Annotated in this window: 21 protein-coding genes; 11 read left to right on the top strand and 10 right to left on the bottom strand. The window is 72.0% G+C overall.

What is annotated here, in order from left to right; all coding sequences use genetic code 11:
* Positions 1 to 86: 86 nt before the first annotated feature.
* The 3 genes from KIK05_RS04230 to KIK05_RS04220 form a co-directional block, all read right to left on the bottom strand.
* Complete coding sequence (locus KIK05_RS04230; RefSeq protein ID WP_214409189.1) at positions 87 to 3,053, bottom strand: aminotransferase class III-fold pyridoxal phosphate-dependent enzyme; 2,967 nt, start codon at positions 3,051 to 3,053, stop codon at positions 87 to 89.
* Between the two features lie 122 nt (positions 3,054 to 3,175).
* On the bottom strand, positions 3,176 to 3,931 hold the full coding sequence (locus KIK05_RS04225) for a TetR/AcrR family transcriptional regulator (RefSeq protein WP_214409188.1): 756 nt from the start codon (positions 3,929 to 3,931) through the stop codon (positions 3,176 to 3,178).
* Positions 3,932 to 3,939: 8 nt separating this feature from the next.
* Positions 3,940 to 5,058: a phosphotriesterase family protein gene (locus KIK05_RS04220; RefSeq protein WP_214409187.1), complete on the bottom strand. Its 1,119-nt coding sequence runs from the start codon at positions 5,056 to 5,058 to the stop codon at positions 3,940 to 3,942.
* A 269-nt stretch (positions 5,059 to 5,327) separates the two neighbouring features.
* On the opposite strand from KIK05_RS04220, the gene KIK05_RS04215 reads away from it, so the two are divergent.
* Positions 5,328 to 6,503 carry an MFS transporter gene (locus KIK05_RS04215; RefSeq protein WP_308249740.1) on the top strand — a complete coding sequence of 392 codons (1,176 nt, stop codon included), beginning with the start codon at positions 5,328 to 5,330 and terminating at the stop codon, positions 6,501 to 6,503.
* A 49-nt stretch (positions 6,504 to 6,552) separates the two neighbouring features.
* On the opposite strand, the gene KIK05_RS04210 is transcribed toward KIK05_RS04215, so the two are convergent.
* Positions 6,553 to 7,527, bottom strand: a complete 975-nt coding sequence (locus tag KIK05_RS04210; RefSeq protein WP_214409185.1) for an LLM class flavin-dependent oxidoreductase — start codon at positions 7,525 to 7,527, stop codon at positions 6,553 to 6,555.
* A 68-nt stretch (positions 7,528 to 7,595) separates the two neighbouring features.
* Here KIK05_RS04210 and KIK05_RS04205 point away from each other — a divergent pair, with 68 nt between their 5' ends.
* The 3 genes from KIK05_RS04205 to KIK05_RS04195 all read left to right on the top strand — a co-directional run bounded on the left by KIK05_RS04205 (position 7,596) and on the right by KIK05_RS04195 (position 10,257).
* Positions 7,596 to 8,300, top strand: coding sequence for a TetR/AcrR family transcriptional regulator (locus KIK05_RS04205; RefSeq protein ID WP_214409184.1), 705 nt, complete (start codon positions 7,596 to 7,598; stop codon positions 8,298 to 8,300).
* A gap of 54 nt (positions 8,301 to 8,354) precedes the next feature.
* A complete protein-coding gene (locus KIK05_RS47930; RefSeq protein WP_308249739.1) occupies positions 8,355 to 8,936 on the top strand; it encodes a TetR/AcrR family transcriptional regulator in 582 nt (193 codons plus the stop codon).
* A 166-nt stretch (positions 8,937 to 9,102) separates the two neighbouring features.
* On the top strand, positions 9,103 to 10,257 hold the full coding sequence (locus KIK05_RS04195) for a UDP-N-acetylglucosamine--N-acetylmuramyl-(pentapeptide) pyrophosphoryl-undecaprenol N-acetylglucosamine transferase (RefSeq protein ID WP_214409183.1): 1,155 nt from the start codon (positions 9,103 to 9,105) through the stop codon (positions 10,255 to 10,257).
* Between the two features lie 48 nt (positions 10,258 to 10,305).
* Here the strand turns inward: KIK05_RS04195 and KIK05_RS04190 are convergent, their stop codons facing one another.
* Positions 10,306 to 11,322: a carboxymuconolactone decarboxylase family protein gene (locus KIK05_RS04190; protein ID WP_214409182.1), complete on the bottom strand. Its 1,017-nt coding sequence runs from the start codon at positions 11,320 to 11,322 to the stop codon at positions 10,306 to 10,308.
* A 225-nt stretch (positions 11,323 to 11,547) separates the two neighbouring features.
* On the opposite strand from KIK05_RS04190, the gene KIK05_RS04185 reads away from it, so the two are divergent.
* On the top strand, positions 11,548 to 12,219 hold the full coding sequence (locus KIK05_RS04185; protein ID WP_214409181.1) for a response regulator: 672 nt from the start codon (positions 11,548 to 11,550) through the stop codon (positions 12,217 to 12,219).
* On the opposite strand, the gene KIK05_RS04180 is transcribed toward KIK05_RS04185, so the two are convergent.
* Positions 12,171 to 13,166 carry a helix-turn-helix domain-containing protein gene (locus KIK05_RS04180; RefSeq protein WP_214409180.1) on the bottom strand — a complete coding sequence of 332 codons (996 nt, stop codon included), beginning with the start codon at positions 13,164 to 13,166 and terminating at the stop codon, positions 12,171 to 12,173. The genes KIK05_RS04185 and KIK05_RS04180 overlap by 49 nt on opposite strands.
* A 109-nt stretch (positions 13,167 to 13,275) precedes the next feature.
* Here KIK05_RS04180 and KIK05_RS04175 point away from each other — a divergent pair, with 109 nt between their 5' ends.
* A complete protein-coding gene (locus tag KIK05_RS04175; RefSeq protein WP_214409179.1) occupies positions 13,276 to 14,307 on the top strand; it encodes a saccharopine dehydrogenase family protein in 1,032 nt (343 codons plus the stop codon).
* Between the two features lie 98 nt (positions 14,308 to 14,405).
* On the opposite strand, the gene KIK05_RS04170 is transcribed toward KIK05_RS04175, so the two are convergent.
* Positions 14,406 to 14,786 carry a nuclear transport factor 2 family protein gene (locus tag KIK05_RS04170; protein ID WP_214409178.1) on the bottom strand — a complete coding sequence of 127 codons (381 nt, stop codon included), beginning with the start codon at positions 14,784 to 14,786 and terminating at the stop codon, positions 14,406 to 14,408.
* Positions 14,787 to 14,874: 88 nt separating this feature from the next.
* Here KIK05_RS04170 and KIK05_RS04165 point away from each other — a divergent pair, with 88 nt between their 5' ends.
* Positions 14,875 to 15,768 (top strand): helix-turn-helix transcriptional regulator, encoded by an 894-nt coding sequence (locus KIK05_RS04165; RefSeq protein WP_214409177.1) that lies wholly within the window; start codon positions 14,875 to 14,877, stop codon positions 15,766 to 15,768.
* A 13-nt stretch (positions 15,769 to 15,781) separates the two neighbouring features.
* On the opposite strand, the gene KIK05_RS04160 is transcribed toward KIK05_RS04165, so the two are convergent.
* Positions 15,782 to 16,348, bottom strand: coding sequence for a hypothetical protein (locus KIK05_RS04160; RefSeq protein ID WP_214409176.1), 567 nt, complete (start codon positions 16,346 to 16,348; stop codon positions 15,782 to 15,784).
* A 282-nt stretch (positions 16,349 to 16,630) separates the two neighbouring features.
* Positions 16,631 to 17,572, bottom strand: a complete 942-nt coding sequence (locus KIK05_RS04155) for an SDR family NAD(P)-dependent oxidoreductase (RefSeq protein WP_214409175.1) — start codon at positions 17,570 to 17,572, stop codon at positions 16,631 to 16,633.
* 55 nt (positions 17,573 to 17,627) lie between these two features.
* On the opposite strand from KIK05_RS04155, the gene KIK05_RS04150 reads away from it, so the two are divergent.
* Positions 17,628 to 18,086 carry a MerR family transcriptional regulator gene (locus KIK05_RS04150; protein ID WP_214409174.1) on the top strand — a complete coding sequence of 153 codons (459 nt, stop codon included), beginning with the start codon at positions 17,628 to 17,630 and terminating at the stop codon, positions 18,084 to 18,086.
* Between the two features lie 503 nt (positions 18,087 to 18,589).
* Here the strand turns inward: KIK05_RS04150 and KIK05_RS04145 are convergent.
* Entirely contained in the window at positions 18,590 to 18,958 is a 369-nt protein-coding gene (locus KIK05_RS04145; protein WP_214409173.1) for a YciI family protein, read from the bottom strand.
* 283 nt (positions 18,959 to 19,241) lie between these two features.
* On the opposite strand from KIK05_RS04145, the gene KIK05_RS04140 reads away from it, so the two are divergent.
* The 3 genes from KIK05_RS04140 to KIK05_RS04135 all read left to right on the top strand — a co-directional run bounded on the left by KIK05_RS04140 (position 19,242) and on the right by KIK05_RS04135 (position 21,525).
* Positions 19,242 to 19,856 (top strand): TetR/AcrR family transcriptional regulator, encoded by a 615-nt coding sequence (locus tag KIK05_RS04140; protein ID WP_214409172.1) that lies wholly within the window; start codon positions 19,242 to 19,244, stop codon positions 19,854 to 19,856.
* A 170-nt stretch (positions 19,857 to 20,026) separates the two neighbouring features.
* Positions 20,027 to 20,341 (top strand): hypothetical protein, encoded by a 315-nt coding sequence (locus tag KIK05_RS46570; protein WP_250562193.1) that lies wholly within the window; start codon positions 20,027 to 20,029, stop codon positions 20,339 to 20,341.
* A gap of 44 nt (positions 20,342 to 20,385) precedes the next feature.
* Entirely contained in the window at positions 20,386 to 21,525 is a 1,140-nt protein-coding gene (locus KIK05_RS04135) for a CASTOR/POLLUX-related putative ion channel (protein WP_308249738.1), read from the top strand.
* Positions 21,526 to 21,578: the final 53 nt, after the last annotated feature.

The raw sequence follows: 21,578 nt of genomic DNA, 5'->3' as shown, positions 1-21,578 counted from the left end.
GGCATGTCAGACCCACAGGGGACGGCTTTGCCCGTCCTCCCGGGGAGCGCTCGGCGCACGGGACGCGGGAGCCGGAGCGCGTGTGCTCACACGACGCGTTCCACCTCGCCCAGGGCCTCGTCGAGGACCTCCAGGAACAGGTCGCAGTCCTCCTCGGCCAGCACGAGGGGCGGCTTGATCTTCAGGACGTTGTCGTCCGGGCCGTCGGTGGACAGCAGGACGCCGCGCGCCTTCGCGGCCTCCTTCACCGCCCCGGCCTGCGCCGTCGCCGGCGATCGCCCCGGAAGGCTCAGTTCGACGCCGAGGAACAGCCCCTCGCCGCGGACGTCCCCGATGAGGGGGTGCCGCTTCCGCAGCGCGTTCAGGCCCGCGAGGAGCCGCTCGCCGCGGGCACGCGCGCGGGCCTGCAGGTGCTCGTCGCGGATGACGTCGAGCACGGCCAGGCCGATCTCCGCCGACACCGGGTTGCCGCCGTAGGTGTTGAACCACTCCATTCCCGTCACGAACGAGCGCGCCACCTCGGGGGTCGTCACCACGGCGGCCAGCGGGTGCCCGTTGCCCATCGGCTTTCCCATGGTGACGATGTCGGGGACGACGCCCTGCAGCTCGAACCCCCAGAAGTGCCGGCCCACGCGGCCGAACCCCACCTGCACCTCGTCGGCGACGCAGACGCCGCCGGCCTTCCTGACGTGCTCGAACGCGGCTCGCAGGTAGCCGTCCGGGTAGACGATCTGGCCGCCGCAGCTCTGCAGGGATTCGGCGAAGAACGCGGCCGGTCGCCGGCCCGCCGCCCGCAGCCCGGCGAGGTGTCCGGCGACCGATTCCGCGTACCGGATCCCGAGGCCGGCGTCCCGCCCGGCGCGCAGCCGTCCCCGGTAGGGGTCGGGCAGCTCGCAGACGTGTGTGGTGTCCGGCCGCCCGTGCCCGCCCCTGCCGTCGAACTTGTACGGGCTCAGCGCGACCAGTGAGGAGAGGTGCCCGTGATAGGCGTGGTCGACCACCAGGCGGTCGGAGGCGCCGGTGTGCGCGGTGGCCAGCCGTAGCGCCAGGTCGTTGGCCTCGGATCCGGAGTTGACGAAGAAGCAGACCTTCAGCGGGTCGGGCAGCAGCTCGACGAGCCGCCGGGCCAGGTCCACGACCGACTCGTGCAGGTACCTGGTGTTGGTGTTGAGCACTCCCATCTGGCGCCGGCCCGCCTCGACGACACGTGGATGGCAGTGGCCGACGTGGCAGACGTTGTTGACCATGTCCAGCCAGCGCCGGCCGGAGCCGTCGATCAGGTAGGCGCCCTCGCCTCGCACGATGTGCAGCGGCTCTCGGTAGGACAGGCTCATCGCCCCGCTCATGTTCGTCCGGCGCCGCGCCGCGATGCCCGCCGCGCTCCGGCGCGGGCGGGCCGCGCCGCCCTGCGGCGTCGGGAGCAGGAGGTTCGGGTCGGGGCTGAGGTTCGTCCAGACGTCCGCCTCGCCCTCGGGCACGGCGCCGGGGAAGCCGGCCCCGAGCCCCAGCAGGTGCGTCACCAGCTGGAGGTGCAGGAAGGAACCAGCGGTGCCGAGCGGGGCGCCCGGCGCCAGCACCTCGCCGGGCTTGATCGGCCCGGGCTCCAGATGGCGGTACAGGGTCCAGAAGCGCCGGTCGGCGCCCGTGGGCCGTACTCCGGCCTCCTGATCCGCGATCATGTGATGCTCGACGATGACCAGCCCGTCCGCCTCGCCCCCCGGGCCGGGGAGCACGGTGCGGACGACGCCGGGGAGCGGGCAGCGGACGACGCTCCCCTTCTCCGCCGCCAGGTCACGGCCCAGGTGAACCGTTTCCTCCGCTCCCCCGGCCCCTTCGGGGAGCGGGGCCCGGCAGGTCCGGCGGCCCTCGCCATGACGCCCGGTCGCCACCTCGAAACGGTCCAGGACCGGCGTCGGGCGGGCCCCGCCCGACGCGAAGTACTGGCGGACCAGGCGGGACGACGGATCGGCGGCGAAGCCGACGGCGTCGCGGAAGAGGAAGTGGGCGAGATCGGGGCTCACCCCGGCGAGGCGCCGGAGGACGTCCCTCACCCCTTCCTGGCTCACCAGCAGGTAGTCGTTGGAGGGGTCGCCGGCGTGCTGGCGGGCGGCCATGCACACGCTCATGGCCAGCCGCGTGCGCATCAGGTCGTAGAGCACCTCCAGCTCGGCCGGAGCGAGCGGCGCCACCTCGTCGTAGCCGGCCACCAGGGGCAGCACGGCGCGCACAGGGTCGTGGTGGCCCTGCATCGCGTAGGCGCCCGCCACGGCGAGTCCGCAGATCCTCGGGCTCCACACCACGTCGCCGAAGTCGATGAGGCCCGCGACGCCGCCGGAGTCGTCGACCAGGATGTTGAACTCGTTGCCGTCGTTGTGGATGATCTGGTGCGGCAAGGAGGGCAGCCTGGGCGCGACGTGAGCGCGGAAGCGGTCGAACACCTGGAGCACCAGCGGCCGCAGCGAGCCGTCGACCGCGGCGGCGAACGGCTCGACCCGCGGGGCGCTGGTGAGGTTCCACAGCAGCTCGCGCCGCATCGCGGGATGGGTCAGGTCCCGCATCGCCCGGTCGACGCCCGCCACGTGGCGTCCGAGGTCGCGCAGGCGCCCGGGCGTCGGCTCCACCTCGGTCCAGGGCCTGCCGTGCATCCAGGTCAGCACCCGTAGCGTGCGCTCGCCGTCGCTCCAGGGCACCGGTACGGCGCCGCGCCCGTCCCCGGCGGCCACGACCCGGGGAGCCGGGGGCGGCGCGTGCTGGGCCTCCAGGTGCGAGAGCACCGCGTTCTGCAGATCCAGCTCGGCCGGGTCCGTGCCGGGCACATGGAGCTTGACGACGTATCGCTCGCCCCCTGCGGCCGACAGCCGGAAGTTGAGGTCCCTCTCCCCCGGCAGGCGCGTCAGCTCGCCCTCCAGGCCGTACAGGGCACGCACGAGCTCGGCGGCCCGCTCCAGCTCGCCCGCGGTCTCCGCGGAACCGGGGACGCCCGGCCGCTCGCCTTCGCCGGTCCCGGTCGCCCGCCGATCGTTCTCGTCACGGTAGTCACCCACCACGCGCATCGCACCTCTCACCGATGTCCCCGGAAGCTTAAATTTGTCGAACGATCGCTCAAAGATGTGGTCGTTGTCAAGGGGGCCGGCCTTCTTCGACGCGGAAGGCCGGCGGCGAACGGCGGAACCCGCTAGAGGCCCGGAGGCTTACGGCGCGGCTCGATCGTCAGCTCGACGCGCGGGAGAAGCAGCTCGATCTCCGGGAGGTTCACATCGCCCGCCCGGAGCGGCCGTCCTTCGCGAGCGGCGCCCATCAGGGCGAGGCCCATGTCGGCGAAGCGCTCGCACAGCTCGAGGACGCCCAGTTCCCCTCGCGGGCGGTACCAGTGGGCCACGCCGGTGACCATCTGCAGCAGCGCCAGCCGGGCGACCTTCCCTCTGTCCTCGAAGACGCCGGCGCGCACGCCCTCGCTCAGCACCGACTCCCAGACGGCCTCGTAGGCGTCCCGCAGGCCGAGGACGTCCTTGCGCGTCTCCCCCGTGAGGGCGCGGAACTCGTGGTCGGCCACCCGGGCGGCGCGCGGGTTGCGGGCGTGGAAGGCGACGTGCACGGCGATGAGGGCGGCCAGCCGGTCGGCGGGGTCGTCGAGGCCGTCCAAGGTGTCACGGCTGCTCGTGGTGAGCACGTCGAGGGTACGGCGCATCACCGCCTCGAGCAGCTCGTCCTTGGAGGAGGCGTAGTAGTACATGGCCGACACCGCGACCCCGGCCGCCTCGGCGATGTCACGGATGCCGGTGCCGTGGAAGCCCCGCTCGGAGAACAGCCAGGTGGCGGTCCGGAGCAGCAGCATCTCGGTCTGCTCGGACTGGGCTCGGCGCGCGGTGCCGGCCTTGATACGCCCGCCTTTTGCCCGGCGGGTCGCTCCGGTCTGGTTGGTGGTGGCCATGGCCTCGACTATCTCATCATCAGGACGACCGCCGGGTTGTCCCTCGTCACCATCGTGATCTCGGCCTCGCTCATGCCCGCCCGCCGCATCAGGGGGACGGCGTTCTCCAGGATGTGGCCGTATCCAGGGCCTCCGTACCGGCGGAGGTACACCTTCTGGCAGATGTCCTGGGCGACGAGGAGACGGTCGCCGAAGCCCGCCTCGATCAGCGCCTGGAGCCATTCGACCCGGGTGCGGTCGTTCGGCCTGCGGGCGTCGGGATTGAAGGCGTAGTAACTGGACTCCTGGCCGAACAGGTCGAGCTCCACGTAACAGCCGGTGCGCGCGAGCTCCAGCAGGTCGTCGGGCCGCCACAGCGTGCGGTCCACGTGGGACATGATCGTACGTTCCGGCAGCCCGCCCGCTTCCCGGACGACGCGCATGGCCTCCAAGGGCGCGCGCGGGTCGCGGCCGGGGTGGATCTGCAGCGGCGCCCCGCTGTCCACCTGTGCCCGGCACGCCGCCCGCAGCACCTTCTCCTCGTCCGGATGCACCGGCCAGCTCAGCCCGATCTCGCCGATCAGCCCGGCGCGGACGCCGCTGTCGCCCACGCCGTCCAGCACGTCCCGCGTGATCTCGTCACGGACGGCCTCCATCGGCGTCCCGGCCAGGCCGGGCGGGTGGTAGTCGTGGTGGTAGTAGCCGCTGCCCATCACGATGTGGACACCACTGGCACGTGACACGCGGGCCAGCCCGAGCGGGTCGCGGCCGAGCCCCACCGAGGTCGAGTCGACGACCGTGCCGCCGCCGGCGTACCGGTAGAGCCGCAGCTCCTCGGCGGCGTCGGACTCCGAACGCAGTCGCAGGTTGTCGACGTTCAGCACCGAGCGCCGGATCCAGTCGTAGTTGTCCAGGCGCACCGGCTCGGTCACCCGGTCACGCTCGGACGCCGGGAACTCGTGCGCCGCCCGCCCCTCGGAGGAGGGACTCCGGCCGTCGGCGACCGGCCGGACGCCCCACGGCCGGATGACGGCCGACATGTCACACAGGACGTGCTCGTGCGGCTGGGTGTGCCCGAGCGCGGAAGGATCGACGTCCCCCAGCACCGTGCGAACGCGGCCGGCCGGCCGCGACGAGAGCTGCTCCATCCACGTAGTCTATCGATCGTTTGGACAAATTCCAGCGCTCCACGCGATCACGGAACGCACCGGCGCGCGCTCATCCCCGTCGTCCGGACGATCGGCACGCGGTTCCGACCCGCGCGGCGGGTCCCGGTCACCGAGGTCGTCCACTGGGGTCGCCGGCAGAGCCCGGCCGCGGACCCAGATCGCCGGAGTCCGGATCGTGGCGGGTTATCGATACATATGGGCGGAATCCTGGTAGCCCGTAGCCACCGGCGTTCATGAAGCTGGACGGCGTGACAGCGAGCAGCGAGATCGCCCCGCAGGGGGCGCCGCCCGTCCTGCGGCGGATGTGGACGTGGGCCGCCGCCCACGCGGTCGACGACTTCTACCAGGGACTGGTCCCGGCCTCCGTTCCCTATTTCGTCCTCGAACGGCACTACAGCTACGTCGCGGCCAGCGGGCTCACTCTCGCGGCGACCCTGGGCAGTGCGCTGCCGCAGCCGCTGATCGGCATCGCCGTCGACCGGCTGCGGCTGCCCCGGCTGGCGGCCACCGGCGTCCTGCTCGCCGGAGCGGGCTTCGCGCTGTCCGGGGCGGCGGACTCCTACGCGGCGGTGTGGATTCTGCTCCTGCTGTCAGGTCTGGGAGTGGCGATGTTCCATCCGGCGGCCGGCAAGGCCGCCCGGCAGGCCGCCGGTGACAGCGTCACCGGGATGAGCGTCTTCGCCGCGGGCGGCAGCGTGGGGTTCTTCCTGGCCCCCGTGCTGGCCGTCCCGGTCCTGAACGCCTGGGGCGTCGAAGGCAGCCCGGTCTTCCTGCCTCCGGCGATCCTCGCCGCGTTCGTCCTGGCCAGGGCGGCAGGCCGGCGGCAGGCCGACGCCTCCGCGGTGGCGGCGGGCCCGGACCAGTGGTGGCCGTTCGCCGTCCTCACCGTGATCTCGGTCGTCCGGTCGGCGGTGTTCGCCGCCGTCGCCACCTTCATCGGCCTGTACTGGATCGGCCACCTTGGCGGCTCACGGACACTGGCCGGGGCGGCGCTGGCGTGCTTCCTCGGCGGCGGCGTGGCCGGCACGCTCGCGGGCGGCCGGCTCGCCGACCGGATCGGTCAGGTTCGCACCGTTCAGCTCGGCGCCGCGCTGGCGGTGCCGATGCTCATCGGACTGCGGCTGGCCCCCGGGCCGCTGTCGCCGTTGCCGTTCGCCGCCCTGGTGGGCCTGGCGCTCAACATCCCGTTCGCGGTCCTGGTCCGGCTCGGCCAGGACTACCTGCCCGCACGCCCGGGCACCGCGGCCGGGGTGACGCTGGGGCTCGGCGTCAGCGTCGGTGGCTTGCTGACCCCGGTCTTCGGGCTGGCGGCCGACGCGCAGGGCACACCTCTGGTGTTCACTCTGCTCTGCTTCGTCCCGATCGCCGCGTTCATGCTCGGGCTGTTCCTGACTCCTGCTTCCGCCGCCGGGAGGCGCTCATGACGCTCCCGCCGGCCTCGGAAGGGAGGCCGGGCCGGTACGCGGTGGCGCCTCAGCCGTTCACCTGAGGCAGGACCTCCTCCACGAGCCGCCGCAGCTGGCCCCGCTGGTCCCATGAGGTGATCCGCAGGACGATGTGGCCGGCCCCCTTGGCGAGCAGGCCGGACAGGTCGGCGGCGCAGCGGCCGGGAGGGCCGGCGGCGGTCCACGCCTCCAGCATGGGCGCCGGGACCTCGTCATCGTTCTCGTGGACGGCGATGAAACGCCCGGTCTCGGCGAGGCATTCGTCCCGGTCGGGGCCGATGTTGATGTTGTGCATGGCGACGACGGGGAACGTGTCGGGGTCCCGGCCGGCCTCGGCCAGCTGGTCGCGCAGCAGGCCCCAGAGGGCCTCGAACAGGCCCGGCCAGCTGCCGGCCGTCATCCAGCCGTCGGCCATGGTGGCGACGCGGCGCATCGCGCGCTCGGCGAACCGGGGCTCCCAGGGATTGGCGGCGATCAGGATCGGACAGGGGTCCTGGACAGGGGTCGGGTCGACGCTGATGCCCTGGTAGGAGTGGAAGCGGCCGTCGAAGTCGACCGGCTTGCCCGTCCACAGCCGCCGGCAGATCTCGATGTTCTCCTCCAGGCGGGGCGCCCGCTCCCGGTCGGCCACTCCCCAGTGGGCTCCCTCGCGCGCGCTGACGCCGCCGGACACCAGCCCCGTGCAGGCGCCGAGCACCATGCGCCCGTTCGAGATCTGGTCGAGGGTGGCCCACTGGTAGGCGAGGAGCGCGGGGTCGCGCAGCGAGAAGCTGGCCAGGCACGCGGTGCCGAGGCGGACGCGTCCGGTCATCGCGCCGAGCGCGCCGAGCAGGGACAGGGAGTCGGCGCGCGGCTGGGCGGTCAGGCTGTCGCCCACCCAGACCGAGCCGAACAGGCCGCTGTCCTCCGCGTCGACGGCCAGCCGCAGGAGACGGTCGAGGGAGTCGAGCCCGAACCGAGCCCCGCGTTGCGGGATGAGCAGGCCGAACCGTGAATCGAACATCAGCTCCTCCAAACAATCCAACAGTGTTGGTTTTGTACGATGAACCGTACCCCGAAAGAGAGGTCGGTGTGACGGGAACTCGGCGAGGACGGCCCGCGTCCGGTTCGGAGCTGACGAGCGCGGCCGTCGTCGCCGTCGCCCGCGAGCTCCTGCGCGACGAGGGCGTCGAGCGGCTGAGCATGCGACGCCTGGCGGCCCGCCTCGGCGTCGACGTCTCCTCGCTCTACTGGCACGTGCGCAACAAGGACGCCCTGCTCGACCTGCTCGCGGACGACCTGATGGCCGGCGCGCGCCCGCCCGATCCGGGCCTGCCGTGGCGGGAGCAACTGGAGGCGGTCGCGCTGGAGTTCCGCAGGCTGCTGCTGGCCCATCGCGACGCGGCAAAGATCGTGGCCGGCCGCTGGGTGACGGGGCCGAACACCCTGCGCGCGATGGAGAGGCTCGTGACGCCCCTGCTCGCGGCCGGGTTCGAAGGCCGGGAGGCCGCCCAGGTCGGCTTCCTGCTCAGCAGCTACGTGACCGGGTTCGTCCTGCAGGAGCTCAGCCCGATGAACGCCGCCGAGGCTCGGGGCGCCGCTCCCGAGGAGGTGCTCGCCCAGGCCAACCGCGAGCTGAAGGCGCTGCCCGCCGAAGAGTTCCCCAGTCTCCTCCTGGTCGCCGACGACCTGACCGCCCGCACGATGGAGGAGCGCTTCCGCCTGGGTCTCGACCTCACCCTGAGCGGGCTGGAGGAACGCCGCCGCCGCGCCACCGGCGAACGGAACGGCGGGTAGCCGTCCGCTACGATTTGGAGGGCCGCCCCACTTGGCAAGCCGTCAGGAGCCGCCGTGTCCAAGGACGCCGTCGTACCGCCCCAGCAGCGGATGCGCGCCGACGCCCGCCGCAACTTCGACCGGATCGTGGCCGCCGCCGGGGCCGTCATCGCCGAGCACGGCGCCGAGGCGTCCCTGGAGGAGATCGCCCGCCGCGCCGGCGTCGGCTCGGCCACCCTGCACCGCCACTTCCCCACCCGGCAGGCGCTCCTGGAAGCGGTCTTCAAGGATCGGGTGGAGGCGCTCTGCGCCAAGGCCGGCGACCTGCTCACCGCCCCAGATCCGGGAGAGGCGCTGTTCACCTGGCTCCGCGCCGTCGGCGCCCACGCCGCGGCCAACCGGGGCCTGGGCGCCGCACTGATGCGCGACGGGGGCGACCCGACGCTCGGCGGCACCTGCCACGACAAGATCGTCACCGCAGGAGAGAGGCTCCTCACCCGCGCCCGGGCGGCGGACGCCGTGCGCCCCGAGATCGACGTCACCCGGCTGCTCAAGCTCGTCGGCGCCATCTCCGTGGCCACCGAGCAGGAACCCGACGGCCGGGCCGAGGCCGACCACCTGCTGGCGATCGCCATCGAGGGAGTCCGGGCGCGCTGACCTGACCGGTGGTCGCGCCAAGCGCGCCTGGTGCCGCGCTCCAGGGACGAGTACGTGCCCGTGCCGTTCCTGTGAGACGGTGAGGATGATCGCTTTCGCGATCGGGCCGCGCGGCCGTCTTCCGGCGCCCCCTCTCACCACAGAGCCGACCCTCAAGGAGATCGTCATGTCGACGGCACCCACCCGCCGTGCCAAACGTCTGTGCGTCACGGGTGGAGGCACCGGGGGGCACACCTACCCGGCCCTGACCACCGTCACGACGGTACGCGAGCTCGCCGCCGCGCATGGCCTCGACGTGGACGTCCTCTGGGTCGGCACAGCCCACGGGCTCGAGGCCCGCGTGAGCGCCGAGCACGGCATCCCGTTCCGGGCGATCACCACCGGCAAGGTCCGCCGCCGGCCGAACCTGCGCGAGCTGGCCACCAACGTCGCCGACGCGTTCCGGGTGCCGTTCGGCATCCTGCAGGCCATCGCCACCGTGGCGCGCCATCGCCCGGACGTGGTGCTGTCCACCGGCGGGTACGTCGCGGTCCCGGTCGGGGTGGCGGCGCGTCTGCTGCGGCGGCCCCTGGTCATGCACGAGCAGATCACCACACTCGGCCTGGCCAACCGCGTCCTCGCCCGGATGGCGACCCGGGTGGCCCTCACGCACGAAAGCTCCGTCGGCCACCTGCCCGCGTCGGCCAGGGACAAGGCCGTCGTGACGGGCAACCCGATCCGCGCGGAGATCCTCCAGGGAGTGGCCCTCCGGGCCCTGCGGCGTTTCGGCTTCCAGAACGGGACCCCGCTGGTCTACGTCACCGGAGGCGCGCAGGGCAGCCGTCAGATCAACACCCTGGTCGAGGCCGTTCTGCCCGACCTGCTGCGACGCACCCAGGTGCTCCACCAGTGCGGGCCCGCGTGGGCGGACCAGCTCCAGCAGGCCCGGGAGGCCCTGCCCGAGGCGCTGCGGCGCCGCTACCTGCCGGTCCCCTACGTCGGGACGGAACTCCCCGACGTCCTGGCCGCCGCCGACGTGGTGGTGTCCCGCAGCGGCGCCGGGACCATCGCCGAGCTGACCGCCGTGGGCAAGGCGTCCGTGCTGATCCCCCTCATCCCGACCGGCGGGGACGAGCAGCGTGGCAACGCCCGCCATCTCGTCGCCGCGGGGGCGGCGCGCGCGCTGCTGGAACCGTCCCCCACACCGGCGCAACTGTTCGGCGAGCTGGTCGCGCTCCTCGACGACTCCCGGCTCCGGCAGTCGACGGCCGCGAACGCGAGGGCCCTCGGACGCGTCGACGCCGCTGAGGCGCTGGCGCGGGTGATCCTCTCGCTCATGTGAACCGGCGTCCTCGGCAGCGCCGCCGCGGCGTGAGCCGAACGGTGGACGTCACCCTCGCCGAGCGGCCGTCCCGCCCGTGACGGCCTGGTCGATCCGGTCGACGGCGGTGACGGCGCCGTAGGCGAGCAGCCGCACCAGGTCGGCGTCGGTGGCGTGGGCGGTGGCGCGCCAGGCGTCGACCTCCTCCTCGCTGACGTCGTGCGGGGCGAGGGCGGCGAGGATCGCGAGTCTGGCGGCGGGCCGGTCCGCCTCGGCCAGGATCGCCACGCGTCGGGTGAGCCAGGTGCCGGGCGACGGCGGGTGCGTGCCGTCCCACTCGGCGACGGTGCTCAGCAGGAGTTCCCGGGCCGGTTCGCTCAGCAGTGCGCCGCCGGCGGCCGTGGCGCCGCGCAGCGCGGCGAACGCGGTGGCGATCGGTGTGTCGCCGGCCCAGGCGGCCGGCCGCCCCATCGTGATCCCGGCCAGCAGGGGAAGCGCGGCCCCCGGAGCGAGCTCGCGGTGCACGGTGCGGGAGTACCCCATGGCCCCGATGCGGCGTACCGACCGGGATCGTTGCAGGTTGCCGGGGAGGAGCCGTTCGTCGGTGAGGGCCGAGAACATGCGGTTGACGAAGTGGGTGGTCAAGGCCGTGCCGACGTACTCGGCGGCGAGCGCGGCGGGGAACGGGGGTGCCGGCGGCTGGGCCGCGCCGGAGGGCCGGGTGGCCTTCGCCCAGGCGACGAGCTCGGCGTGTCCGGGTTCGGCCGGGGTGCGGTCGTGGAGCAGGTCCTCGGCGAGCCGATGCTCACCGAGGGCGTGGAGCAGGATGCTGTGCGCGTCGATGCAGAAGCGGCACCGGTTGGCGTGCGACACGGCGACGGCGACGACTTCCTTGTCGGCGCGGGGCGCGAGTCCCGCCAGCTCCGCTTCGCGCAGGACCGCCCAGGCGGCGGCGTGGACGTCGGGTGCGGGCGACAGCATCATGAGCGCGGCCTGCCCGAAGTCGGCGGCGGACTGGGCGTAGACCTCGGCGACCCGTCCGGTGGCGGTTCTCCTCGGGACGGGCGCGACGTGGCGAATCGACATGTGGGACTCCTAAATGATCGCGGTTCTCATGACCGCAATCGTCGTCCGGCCGCGGTTCGGGGGCGTCCCACGAGCGGAGTCATCTGCCGCTACCACCCCGGGCGCAACGACCGGCCGGACTACGGCGGCGGGAGTAGTCCCGCGTACGGCGGCGCAGGGATGAGCGGATCCCGAATCGCCCGTAAGGTGCGGGGGGTAGTTCGTTTCCCCCGCCAAGGACCTCTCGTGATCCGTATCCTCCTCGTCGACGACCAGCCCCTCATTCGCGCCGGCTTCCGCGCGCTGCTGGAGGCCGAGAACGACTTCGAGGTGGTCGGCGAAGCCGCCGACGGCGCTCAGGGGCTGGCGCTGGCCCGCGCGCACCGGCCCGACGTCGCCCTCATCGACGTGCAGATGCCCGGCATGGACGGCATCGAGGCCACCCGGCGGATCGCCGCGGACCCGACCCTGTCCGGCGTCCACGTGATCATCCTCACCAACTACGGACTGGACGAGTACGTCTACGAAGCCCTGCGTGCCGGCGCCACCGGGTTCCTGGTCAAGGACACCGAACCGGCCGACCTCCTGCACGGGATCCACGTCGCCGCCCGCGGCGAGGCACTGCTGTCGCCGGCCATCACCCGCCGTCTGATCGCCGAGTTCGTCGCCCGCCGCCCGCGACCGGCGCCGGCGGGGGCCGAGCGGCTCACCGAGCGGGAGCGCGAGGTGACCGCACTGGCCGCTCGAGGGCTGTCCAACGACGAGATCGCCGCCCACCTGGTGATCAGCCCGGCGACGGCCAAGACCCACATCAGCCGCGCCATGACCAAGCTGCACGCCCGCGACCGCGCCCAGCTCGTCGTCTTCGCCTACCAGTCCGGCCTGGTCACCCCGGAGGACACCCGGCCCGGCCGGTGAGGACCCCCGGTCCGTGAGCGGAAGGTACGGCGGTAGGTGTCCGGAGGCACGCCGACCGTGCGGTTGAAGTGCCGGCGCAGTGTCGCGGCGGTGCCCATGCCGGTGGCCGCGGCGATGGTGTCGACGCTGTCGTCGGTGGTCTCCAGCAACTCCTGGGCGTAGCGGATCCGCTGGGTCAACAGCCATTGCAGCGGGGTGGTGCCGGTCACCGACCTGAAGTGGCGGCCCAGGTTCCGCGAGCTCATCCGCGCCTGGCGGGCCAGGTCCTCCACGGTCAGCGGATGGTCCAGCCGTTCGATCACCCAGGGGAACAGTTCGGCGAGCGGGTGGTTGTCCGGGGCGGGCATCGGAGCGGTGAGGAACTGGGCCTGGCCGCCGTCCCGGTGCGGGGGCACGACCAGGCGGCGGGCGACCGCGTTGGCGATCGAGGAGCCGTGGTCGAGGCGGACGAGGTGCAGGCACAGGTCCATGGCGGCGGCTTTGCCGGCGGAGGTGAGCACGCTGCCGTTGTCCACGTACAGGACGTCCGGGTCCACCTCCACCTGGGGGTAGCGGGCCGCCAGGACTCGGGTGTGCGCCCAGTGCGTGGTCGCGCGCTTCCCGTCCAGCAGGCCGGCGGCGGCCAGCACGAACGCGCCCGTGCAGAGGGAGGCCACGCGTGCGCCTGCCTCGTGGGCCGCGCGCACCGCGTCGACCAGGTCGGCGGGTGGGTCCTCGTCGACGTCGGCCCAGCCCGGGACGATCACGGTGTCGGCGCGCGGGAGCTGGTCGAGGCCGTGGTCGGGCTCCAGCCGGAACCGGCCGGCCCGCACGGCGCCCGGCCCGCAGACGACGACGCTGTACCAGGGGATGGCCATGTCGGGCAGGCCCACGCCGAAGACCTCGTACGCCAAGGACAGCTCGAAATGCAGCATTCCGTCGGTGACGGCCAGCGCGAGAGTACCCATGTCCGAAATTGTACGGGTCATGGCGTTCCGGACACTCGCGGCGGTATGCCGGTCCTCGCCAGGATGTTCACGGCAGAACGCAGCAGATCATTCGAACACTGGGGAACCCATGGGATCAGGGCTCACGGTAGCGGTGTACGGCGCTTACGGGCACACCGGACGCTTCGTGGTGGCGCAGTTGCGGGATCGCGGGTTCGTCCCGGTGCTGTCCGGGCGCGACGCCGGCAAGCTGAAGGGGCTGGCCGCGTCCGAATCGGGAGCGGAGGTCCGCCCGGCGTCGGTCGACGACCCGGCCGCGCTCGACCGCGCGCTGGCCGGCGCGGCGGCCGTGATCAACTGTGCCGGCCCCTTCGCCACGACGGCCGCCCCCGTGATCGAGGCGGCGCTGCGCGCCGGGATCCCCTACGTGGACGTGGCGGCCGAGATCGAGGCCAACGTCGACACGTTCACGCACTTCACCGACCGTGCCCGCGCGGCAGGAGCGGTGATCGTCCCCGCGATGGCCTTCTACGGCGGCCTCGGCGACCTGCTGACCACCGCCGCGATGGGCGACTGGACGACGGCCGACGAGGTACACGTCGCGTACGGGCTGAGCAGTTGGCACCCAACCACCGGGACACGTGTCGCGGGCGCGGTCTCCGGGCGACGGCGGGACGGCCGACGCGTCCGTTACAGGAACGGCGGGCTGGAGTACCACCACGACGACCTGCCGACCCTGGAGTGGCCCTTCCCTGAGCCGATGGGGCCCCGTGCCGTCATCGGGGAGTTCACGATGGCCGACGTCGTCACCGTGCCCAGTCACCTGCCCGTCCCCGAAGTGCGCACCTACATGACGGTCGAGGCGGCCGGCGACCTGTCGGACCCGGACACTCCGGCGCCGGCCGCGGCCGACGAGCGCGGGCGGTCCGCGCAGACATTCCTCGTCGATGTCGTCGTGCGCTCCGGCGGCAGTCAGCGGCGCGCCGTGGCAAGCGGACAGGACATCTACGCCGTCACCGCGCCGCTCGCGGTGGAAGCGGTCGACCGCATTCTCACCGGGCGGACCAGGACCGTCGGTGTCGCCTCCGCCGGCGAGATCTTCGACGCCCCCGACTTCCTCCGCGCGCTGTCCCCGCACATCACCCTGGAACCGCGTCCCTAGCGAGCGCACCGCCCATGCCGAGCGCCGGGCCTCCGCGAGTGACCCCAACCACGCCGTGCTCCCGGCGCCCGGCTCACACCACGCGGCCGGGCGGGCGCTCAGAACATCCCGTTGGGGATCTCCGCGGGCTCCGGCACAGGCTGGACGACGTCCCAGTGCTCGACGATCAGCCCGTCCTCCAGCCGCCAGATGTCGACGACCGCGGTGCCGCGCTCCTCCCCCGGCGGGATCATGAGGTAGTGCACGACCACGTACTGCCCGTCGGCGATGGCGCGCTTGAGCTCCAGCCGGGCGCCCGCCACCGGAGCGTGCGCGATGAAGTCGATGAACGCGTCCCGGCCGGAGGGGTTGCCCGGGCTGTGTTCGACGAAATCCTCCGCCAGCAGCGTGCGGAGGACGGCGATGTCGCCCCTGGCGAACCGCGCGAAGCCTTCGAGCACGAGTTTCCTGTTGCGTTCCGTCTCAGTGGTTTCCAGCATGCGGGTAACGGTGGCGCGCCGGGATCGCGCCGTCGATTACATGCCTTGTAATGGCGATGCGGCGCGCGCTCACGATAGAACCGGGTCCATGTCGAAGGATCGTCCTGTCGGTGAGCTCCTGCGCGAGTGGCGCCGCCGGCGGCAGCTGAGCCAGCTCGACCTGGCCATCCAGGCGGAGGTCTCCAGCCGCCACGTCAGCTTCGTGGAGACCGGCCGCACGATCCCCAGCCGCCCGATGGTCCTGCATCTGGCCGAACATCTGCGGGTTCCGCTGCGCGACCGGAACCGGCTTCTGGTCGCCGCGGGTTACGCCCCCGTCTACCAGGAGCGCCCGCTGGACGACCCGGATCTGACCGCGGCGCGCGAAGCCCTCCACCAGATCCTGCGGGGGCACGAGCCGAACCCCGCGCTGGTGGTGGATCGCCGTTGGAACCTGGTGTTCGCCAACTCCGCCGCCGACGTGTTCCTGGACGGTGTCGCACCTGCCCTGCTGGAACCACCGGTCAACATGATGCGGCTGGGCCTGCATCCCGCCGGGTTCGCGCCCCGGCTGCTCAACCTGGATCAGGTTCGCGGATTCCTGCTGCCACGCCTGGCACGGCAGGTGCACCGGACCGGGGACCCGCAGTTGAGCGACCTCTACTCGGAACTCCTCTCCTATGGTGCTCCCGACCCGGTGCGGCCGCCGGATCCCGCCGACATCGCGATGCCCATCCGGATCCGGCACCGGGGGGCCGAGTTGAGCCTCATCAACACGATCACGACGTTCGGCGCCGCCTTCGACGTCACGCTCGAGGAGATCGCGATCGAGGCGTACTTCCCCGCCGACGCCCGCACCGCGCTCGCGTTGCGCGGCGGGGCCGATTCGGTGGCGCCGGACACCGAAGCCTCGGGATGGACAGGACCGCGGGCGACGGGCCTGGGGGGCGGTCCCAGGCCGGCCCGTACCGGTTCGGGCGCCCGGGGAGGAACCGCGGGCTGACCTGCCGGCCGGGTCAGGGACGGTCGGGCCTGGTGTAGGTGACGCGGACGTCGAGGAAGGTGGAGCCGCCGTAGTCGTGGCCGCGGATGGCGAGCAGGTCGCAGGTGCAGCTCAGAGCGTCGGCCGGGACCCTGACGTCGATGTTGTCGGCGCGGCAGTAGCCGCTGCGGACGGTCTGCAGGAGCCGGCCGTTCAGGTAGATCTGGGCGTCGTTGTCGATGGTGCCCTGGATGCGGACGTCTCGCGCGCCGGCCGGGATATGGAGCCAGTGACGCACCAGGATGTCGGTGTTCGGCTGCCACGAGGTCTTGACCGAGGCGTTGAACGCGCAGCCGGTGCTGGTGCCGAACGCCGCCTGTCCGGTGGGCCATTCGCTGTCGTCGAACTTCGGATCCTGGAACGTGGGTGTTGTGGTGTTGGACGCCACCTGGAGGTACCGCCAGCCGGTGCTGTTGTAGTCGAGCACCGTGACGGCCGCCGGCACGGGCGCGGCGGGGGAGGCGGCCGCGGCGGGGGTGGCGAGCACGGTAACGGCCAGCAGCGCCGGCAGCGCCGCACGGACGAGTTTGCAGGACATCATCACATCACTCCTGGAAACGGATCGGGGGTTGTGCCGTGGTCCGGCTGTCATGCCGAGGAACCATGGGCGGCACCTTCCGTAATCAGTCGATGACCATAAGTGATATTCCACGGTGGGGCAAGGGGGGATCACCCGCGTCCCGAGGGCTGACGATCCAGCCGATATGGCCTTGACCTGGGGTCCGCCTCGGCTTCCGGTGGCGCGCGAGGACCGTTGGCCGGATCCGGCCGGACAGGCAGGGGGCGGGCGGCCGCCCGCCCCCGTCCCCCCGAGCGCGATCGGCTACGAGAAGGCGTCCAGCCCGGTCAGCTCACTGGAGAGCTCCCACAGCCGGGAGGCCTCGGCCGGGTCGACCGCCCAGGGCTTCACTCCCCCGACGAGCATGTCGTCGCCGGTCGCGGGGTCGGCCACGTCGCAGTCCTGGCAGTACGCCCCGCCGTACTCCTCCAGCAGCGGCGAGGTCGCCGCCCACACGGCCGTCGCCGCGCCCTGCGGCGGGGTCTTGAATCCCGGCGCCGGTTCGCCGGCGGAGGTGACCCACCCCAGGGCGCGCTGCTGCTCAGGGGGTACGTGCCTCTGCAACGGGGTCAGGATGCTGCCGGGGTGCACCGCGAACGCCCGCACGCCCAGGGTGCCGAGGTGCACGGCGAAGAGCGCGTTGGCGGTCTTCGACTGCGCGTAGGCCAGCCACCCGTCGTAGCCACCGGTGAACTGCGTGTCGTCCCACCGGATGCCGGACAGGAAATGCCCCGACGAGGACACCGAGACCACGCGCGCCCCGGCCGGAAGCGCCGGGCGAAGCCGGTTGACCAGGGCGAAGTGTCCGAGGTGGTTGATGGCGAAGTGCCCCTCCCATCCGGGGCCGACGCGCGTCTCGGGGCAGGCCATGACCCCCGCGCCGTTGATCATGATGTCGAGGGCGCGGCCGGTCTCCAGGAACCGGTCGCAGAACGCGCGGACGCTCTCCAGGTCGGCCAGGTCGACCTCCTCCGCCTCCGTGCCGGGCAGGCCGCGCAGCGCCTCCCGCGCCACGGCGAGCCGCCGGGCGGGGACGACGACGCGTGCGCCGGCCCGGGCCAGCGCACGCGTCGTCTCCAGCCCGAGCCCGGAATAGCCGCCGGTCACCAGCGCGGTACTGCCCGACAGGTCGATGCCCGCCAGCACATCGTCCGCCGTACTGGTGGGGCCGAAACCGGAGCCGATCTTGTGTTGCTTCACTGTCATGCCGTCGACGCTAAAACCTAGAGTTCTCTCTAGGTCAAGCTGTACAGTCGTCCGCATGGGCGAGGACGTGGGTGAGGACGGTGCCGGCGTCGGCTCCCGCGGGCTGTCCATCGGGGAGGTCGCCGAGGCGACGGGCCTGAGCGTGCACGCGCTGCGGTTCTTCGAACGCGAGGGCCTGTTCCTGCGTCCGATCCCCCGATCAGCCGGCGGGCAGCGGGTCTACGACCCCGCCGACGTCGACTGGCTGCTGCTCTGCAACCGCCTCCGCGACTCGGGCATGCCGATCGCCACGCTGAAGAGGTTCGCCGGGCTGGTCCGCTCGGGTCCCGGCAACGAACCCGAACGGCTGGCGCTGCTCCGGGAGCACGAACAGGCCGTACGGGCCAGGGTCGCCACGCTGAACACGTGCCTCGAGATCATCCACGGGAAGGTCGTCATCTACGAGAAGCACGTGCGCGAGGGCACGGCGGCCGGACTGTGGGCGCCCACCCCCGCCGCCCTGTCCCGCAGGTAGCGCTGTTCGGGGAGGCTGGTGGTGCGCCGGGCCGCCGGCCGGTAGTTCTCCCGTGCGGCGGCGTACTCCCCCGTCAGCTCCTGCAGGTGGGCCCGGACGGCGTGGAGGCGAGGACCTGCGGCGCCGGTTCGCGCAGCAGGTCCCCGAGATGTTCGGACGTGCTCACATCTCCATCCCGGCCGAGTCCATCAGTGGCCGCACCTCAACGCCGCCCTGACCGTTCACGATCAGGGCGGCCGGCTCCAGGGCGCGCTCCCGGCTCTCGCAGTCGAGCGTCTACTGGTTCGCGACATGATCCGGGGTCCGCAGGTACGGGCCCTCGGCCACCGTCACCACGCCGTCCCGGACCCGGACGACGGCGCTGATGGACGGGTCGGCGAGCACGTTCCGCAGATCAGCTCCCCCGTCTGCCCGGCCGTGGCCAGGAACCGCTCGGGGTCGTGCCCTTCCCCGGGCAGGCCCTGGCGTCCAGGTAGGCGTTCAGCAGGAACTTCACGGTGGGCTCAGTCGCCGGCCGTGCCCGCGAAGACCACCGGCCGCACCTCGATGCCCAGCCCCTCCACGCCGGCGTCCGGGATGAGCCCGGCCAGTTCCAGCGCGCGCTCCCGGCTGTCGCATTCCACCAGGTAATAGCCGCCGAAGTACTCCTTGACCTCGAGGTACGGTCCGTCCGTCACCACCGGGACGCCGCCCCGGACCCGCACCACGGCGCTCTGGGACGGGTCGGCCAGCGCGACGGTGCTGATCATCTCCCCCGACTCGGTGATGGTCTCGATGAACGCCCCGTGGCCGCTCATCACCTCGTTGCGCTCCTCCTCGGTCAGCGTGTCCCAGATCCGCGGGTTCACGTGCATGATCAACAGAAATTTCATGTCATCTCCTCGATGCTCGGCTTGCGTCCCCCGGACGCCGTTCACCATGGAGTCGGAGCCGGGTCGGCATTCTTGCGCCGCCGGACGGCACGAATTCCGCCGCAGGCCCAACCTATATCCGGAAGGGCTCCCGACCTGGGCCGTTACCCGCTCAACGGCCACGGAGGGAGGAGCCTTCGAGGCCCTGGCCGATCGCCATGGCCGCCGCCGGCGCGGGGCGGTGTCCGCACGTGTCCGTGAAAACATATGAACGAAACGTACATTTACCGGAAGGTTGTCTCCCATGCCGCCCGCGTTCACCGCCGAGGAGAAGGCCCGCATCACCGCCCTGTTGCTGGAGACCGGCGAGAAGCTGTTCACCAGTCAAGGGCTGCGCAAGACCTCCCTGGAGGAGCTGATGGCGCCCGCCGGAGTCGCCAAGAGCAGCTTCTACGTCTTCTTCGACTCCAAGGAGGCGCTGTACCTGGAGCTGATGCTGCGCCAGTCCGGCGAGGTGAAACGCCGGGTCATCGACGGCGCGCTGCTGAGCGCAGACGACCCCCGTGAAGGGCTGCGCCGCTTCCTGCGCGCCACCATCGAGGAACTGGCGGTCAACCCGCTGTGGCGCCGCCTGATGACCCATCCGGAGGAGATGCAGGCCGTGGCCCGGAAGCTGGACCCCGAACGGGTCGCCGCCATGTCCGACAGCCCCGCCACGGCCCTGACCGAGTACGTCGCCGCCCGCGGGGCTCAGGGCGAGCTGGTCGCCGCCGAGCCCGCCGTCATCATCGGTGTCCTGCAGTGCGTGCTGCTGGTACCGATGTTCGTCGAACGGCTCGGCGAACCGGCCCTCCACCCGAAGATCCTCGACCTGCTCATCGACATCGTCGCCGCAGGACTGGCCCGGCACGCGGAATGACCCCGCCGTGCCGCCCAGTCCCAGGTCCGCGCTCGATCAGTGGTGACGGCGGGTCACGGGCGGGGTGGCGGGCTCCCAGCCGCGGCGCGGCGTTGTCCTCATTCCGCCTGCTGGACCGGAGATCCGACCGATACATTCCCCGCAGGAGCTCATGAACCGGCGGGGGAAACGTGAAGAAGCTGAGGCTGCGGAACCGGCTGCGGTACTGGTTCGACGGGACCATGGACCGGGGCACGCCCGCGTTGATCGGCTGGCTCGGCCTGGCGTCGGCCGCGCTGATCGTCCTGGTCACCGGTCTGGTCCTGTTACTGGCCCCCGAGGACGCCAAGGACAACGACGGCTGGCTCAACGTCGCATGGATGACCCTGCTCCGCGCCATCGATCCCGGGACCATCGGCGGGGACAAGGGAAGCGTCGCCTTCCTCGCCCTGATGTTCGCGGTCACCATCGGGACATCGACGTCATCAAGGCACTGCTGCTGCTGAACACCCGCCCCTGGCCCAACGGACGCCCCCACGTGGTGGCCGCGGTGCAGGACAGCGAGAACATGGCGGCCGCCCGGCTGGCCGCCGGCCCGGAGGCGCAGGTCATCGACGCCGACGACATCGCCGTACGCCTGGTCGTGCAGTCCCACCGGCAGACCGGCCTGTCCACCGTCTGCGCGGATCTCCTCGACTTCGCCGGCAACGAGATCTACATGCGGCCCGAACCTTCGCTGGTGGGCAGGACCTACGGGGAGACGCTGAACGCCTACGAGCGCGGCATTCCCATCGGCTTGCGCAGCGCGAGCGCAGGCGTGACCGTCAACCCGCCGATGGAAACACCGGTGAACGCCGGCGACGAGATCATCGTGATCGCCGAGGACGATCTTCTGATCCAGCTCGCCACCACGCCGCCTCACATAGCGGAAGAAGCGATCATCTCCGAGCCGGGCGTCCGGCCCGCCCCCGACCGCACACTCCTCATCGGCTGGAACTCGCGCGCCCCCAAGATCATCGACCTGCTCGACCGCTGGGTGGCACCCGGATCGTCGGTGGACATCGCGGCTCCGCTCGAGCCGGCGGAGACGGCTCTGGGCAGACGAGCCAATCTGACGGTCGGCTACAAGCCGTGCGTGCCCACCAGCAGGCGATCTCTGGAAGGGCTTCAACTGGGCGGCTACCAGCACATCGTGGTGCTCTCGGACGAGAGCGTCGACGCCGACCACGCCGACGACCGCACACTCGTGACACTTCTGCACCTTCGTGACATCGAAGTACGGCTGGGCGACCCGTACTCGATCGTGACCGAGATGAACGACGACAGCAACCGGGAGGTCGCCCAGGTCACCAAGGCCGACGACTTCATCGTCAGCAACAAGCTGATCAGCCTGCTGCTCACCCAGCTCGTCGAGAACCCCCATCTGCAGGCGGTGTTCGCCGACCTGTTCGACCCGGACGGATCGGAGATCTATCTCAGGCCCGCGGACGACTACGTCAAGCCCGGTACCGAGGTGAACTTCGCGACGGTCATCGAGGCGGCCCGGCGCCGGCAGGAGACCGCCATCGGCTACCGGCTGAAGCACCTCCACGACGAGCCGACCTCCTACGGGGTCGTACTCAACCCGTCGAAGACCGGGCCGCTGACCTTCTCCCCCGACGACAGCGTGATCATCGTGGCCCAGAGCTGAGCGACGCCGATGTCGGCTACGCGCGACCACCGCCGCCGGGCCTTGGAGCGGCT

It is taken from the genome of Sphaerisporangium fuscum, from assembly GCF_018531465.1.
In the GTDB taxonomy this organism is placed as follows: Bacteria; Actinomycetota; Actinomycetes; order Streptosporangiales; family Streptosporangiaceae; genus Sphaerisporangium; species Sphaerisporangium fuscum.
Note: the sequence above shows the minus strand (reverse complement) of the source record. Positions and strands in the feature narration are given on the sequence as shown.

What these genes read in the sequence shown, in the direction of transcription:
- KIK05_RS04210 (WP_214409185.1), bottom strand. Translation starts at nt 7,527, where the DNA reads ATGTTCGATTCACGGTTCGGCCTGCTCATCCCGCAACGCGGGGCTCGG.
- KIK05_RS04190 (WP_214409182.1), bottom strand. Translation starts at nt 11,322, where the DNA reads ATGTCGATTCGCCACGTCGCGCCCGTCCCGAGGAGAACCGCCACCGGA.
- KIK05_RS04220 (WP_214409187.1), bottom strand. Translation starts at nt 5,058, where the DNA reads ATGGAGCAGCTCTCGTCGCGGCCGGCCGGCCGCGTTCGCACGGTGCTG.
- KIK05_RS04230 (WP_214409189.1), bottom strand. Translation starts at nt 3,053, where the DNA reads ATGCGCGTGGTGGGTGACTACCGTGACGAGAACGATCGGCGGGCGACC.
- KIK05_RS04225 (WP_214409188.1), bottom strand. Translation starts at nt 3,931, where the DNA reads ATGGCCACCACCAACCAGACCGGAGCGACCCGCCGGGCAAAAGGCGGG.
- KIK05_RS04140 (WP_214409172.1), top strand. Translation starts at nt 19,242, where the DNA reads ATGCCGCCCGCGTTCACCGCCGAGGAGAAGGCCCGCATCACCGCCCTG.
- KIK05_RS04160 (WP_214409176.1), bottom strand. Translation starts at nt 16,348, where the DNA reads ATGATGTCCTGCAAACTCGTCCGTGCGGCGCTGCCGGCGCTGCTGGCC.
- KIK05_RS04175 (WP_214409179.1), top strand. Translation starts at nt 13,276, where the DNA reads ATGGGATCAGGGCTCACGGTAGCGGTGTACGGCGCTTACGGGCACACC.
- KIK05_RS04155 (WP_214409175.1), bottom strand. Translation starts at nt 17,572, where the DNA reads ATGACAGTGAAGCAACACAAGATCGGCTCCGGTTTCGGCCCCACCAGT.
- KIK05_RS04165 (WP_214409177.1), top strand. Translation starts at nt 14,875, where the DNA reads ATGTCGAAGGATCGTCCTGTCGGTGAGCTCCTGCGCGAGTGGCGCCGC.
- KIK05_RS04145 (WP_214409173.1), bottom strand. Translation starts at nt 18,958, where the DNA reads ATGAAATTTCTGTTGATCATGCACGTGAACCCGCGGATCTGGGACACG.
- KIK05_RS04195 (WP_214409183.1), top strand. Translation starts at nt 9,103, where the DNA reads ATGTCGACGGCACCCACCCGCCGTGCCAAACGTCTGTGCGTCACGGGT.
- KIK05_RS04150 (WP_214409174.1), top strand. Translation starts at nt 17,628, where the DNA reads ATGGGCGAGGACGTGGGTGAGGACGGTGCCGGCGTCGGCTCCCGCGGG.
- KIK05_RS04180 (WP_214409180.1), bottom strand. Translation starts at nt 13,166, where the DNA reads ATGGGTACTCTCGCGCTGGCCGTCACCGACGGAATGCTGCATTTCGAG.
- KIK05_RS04170 (WP_214409178.1), bottom strand. Translation starts at nt 14,786, where the DNA reads ATGCTGGAAACCACTGAGACGGAACGCAACAGGAAACTCGTGCTCGAA.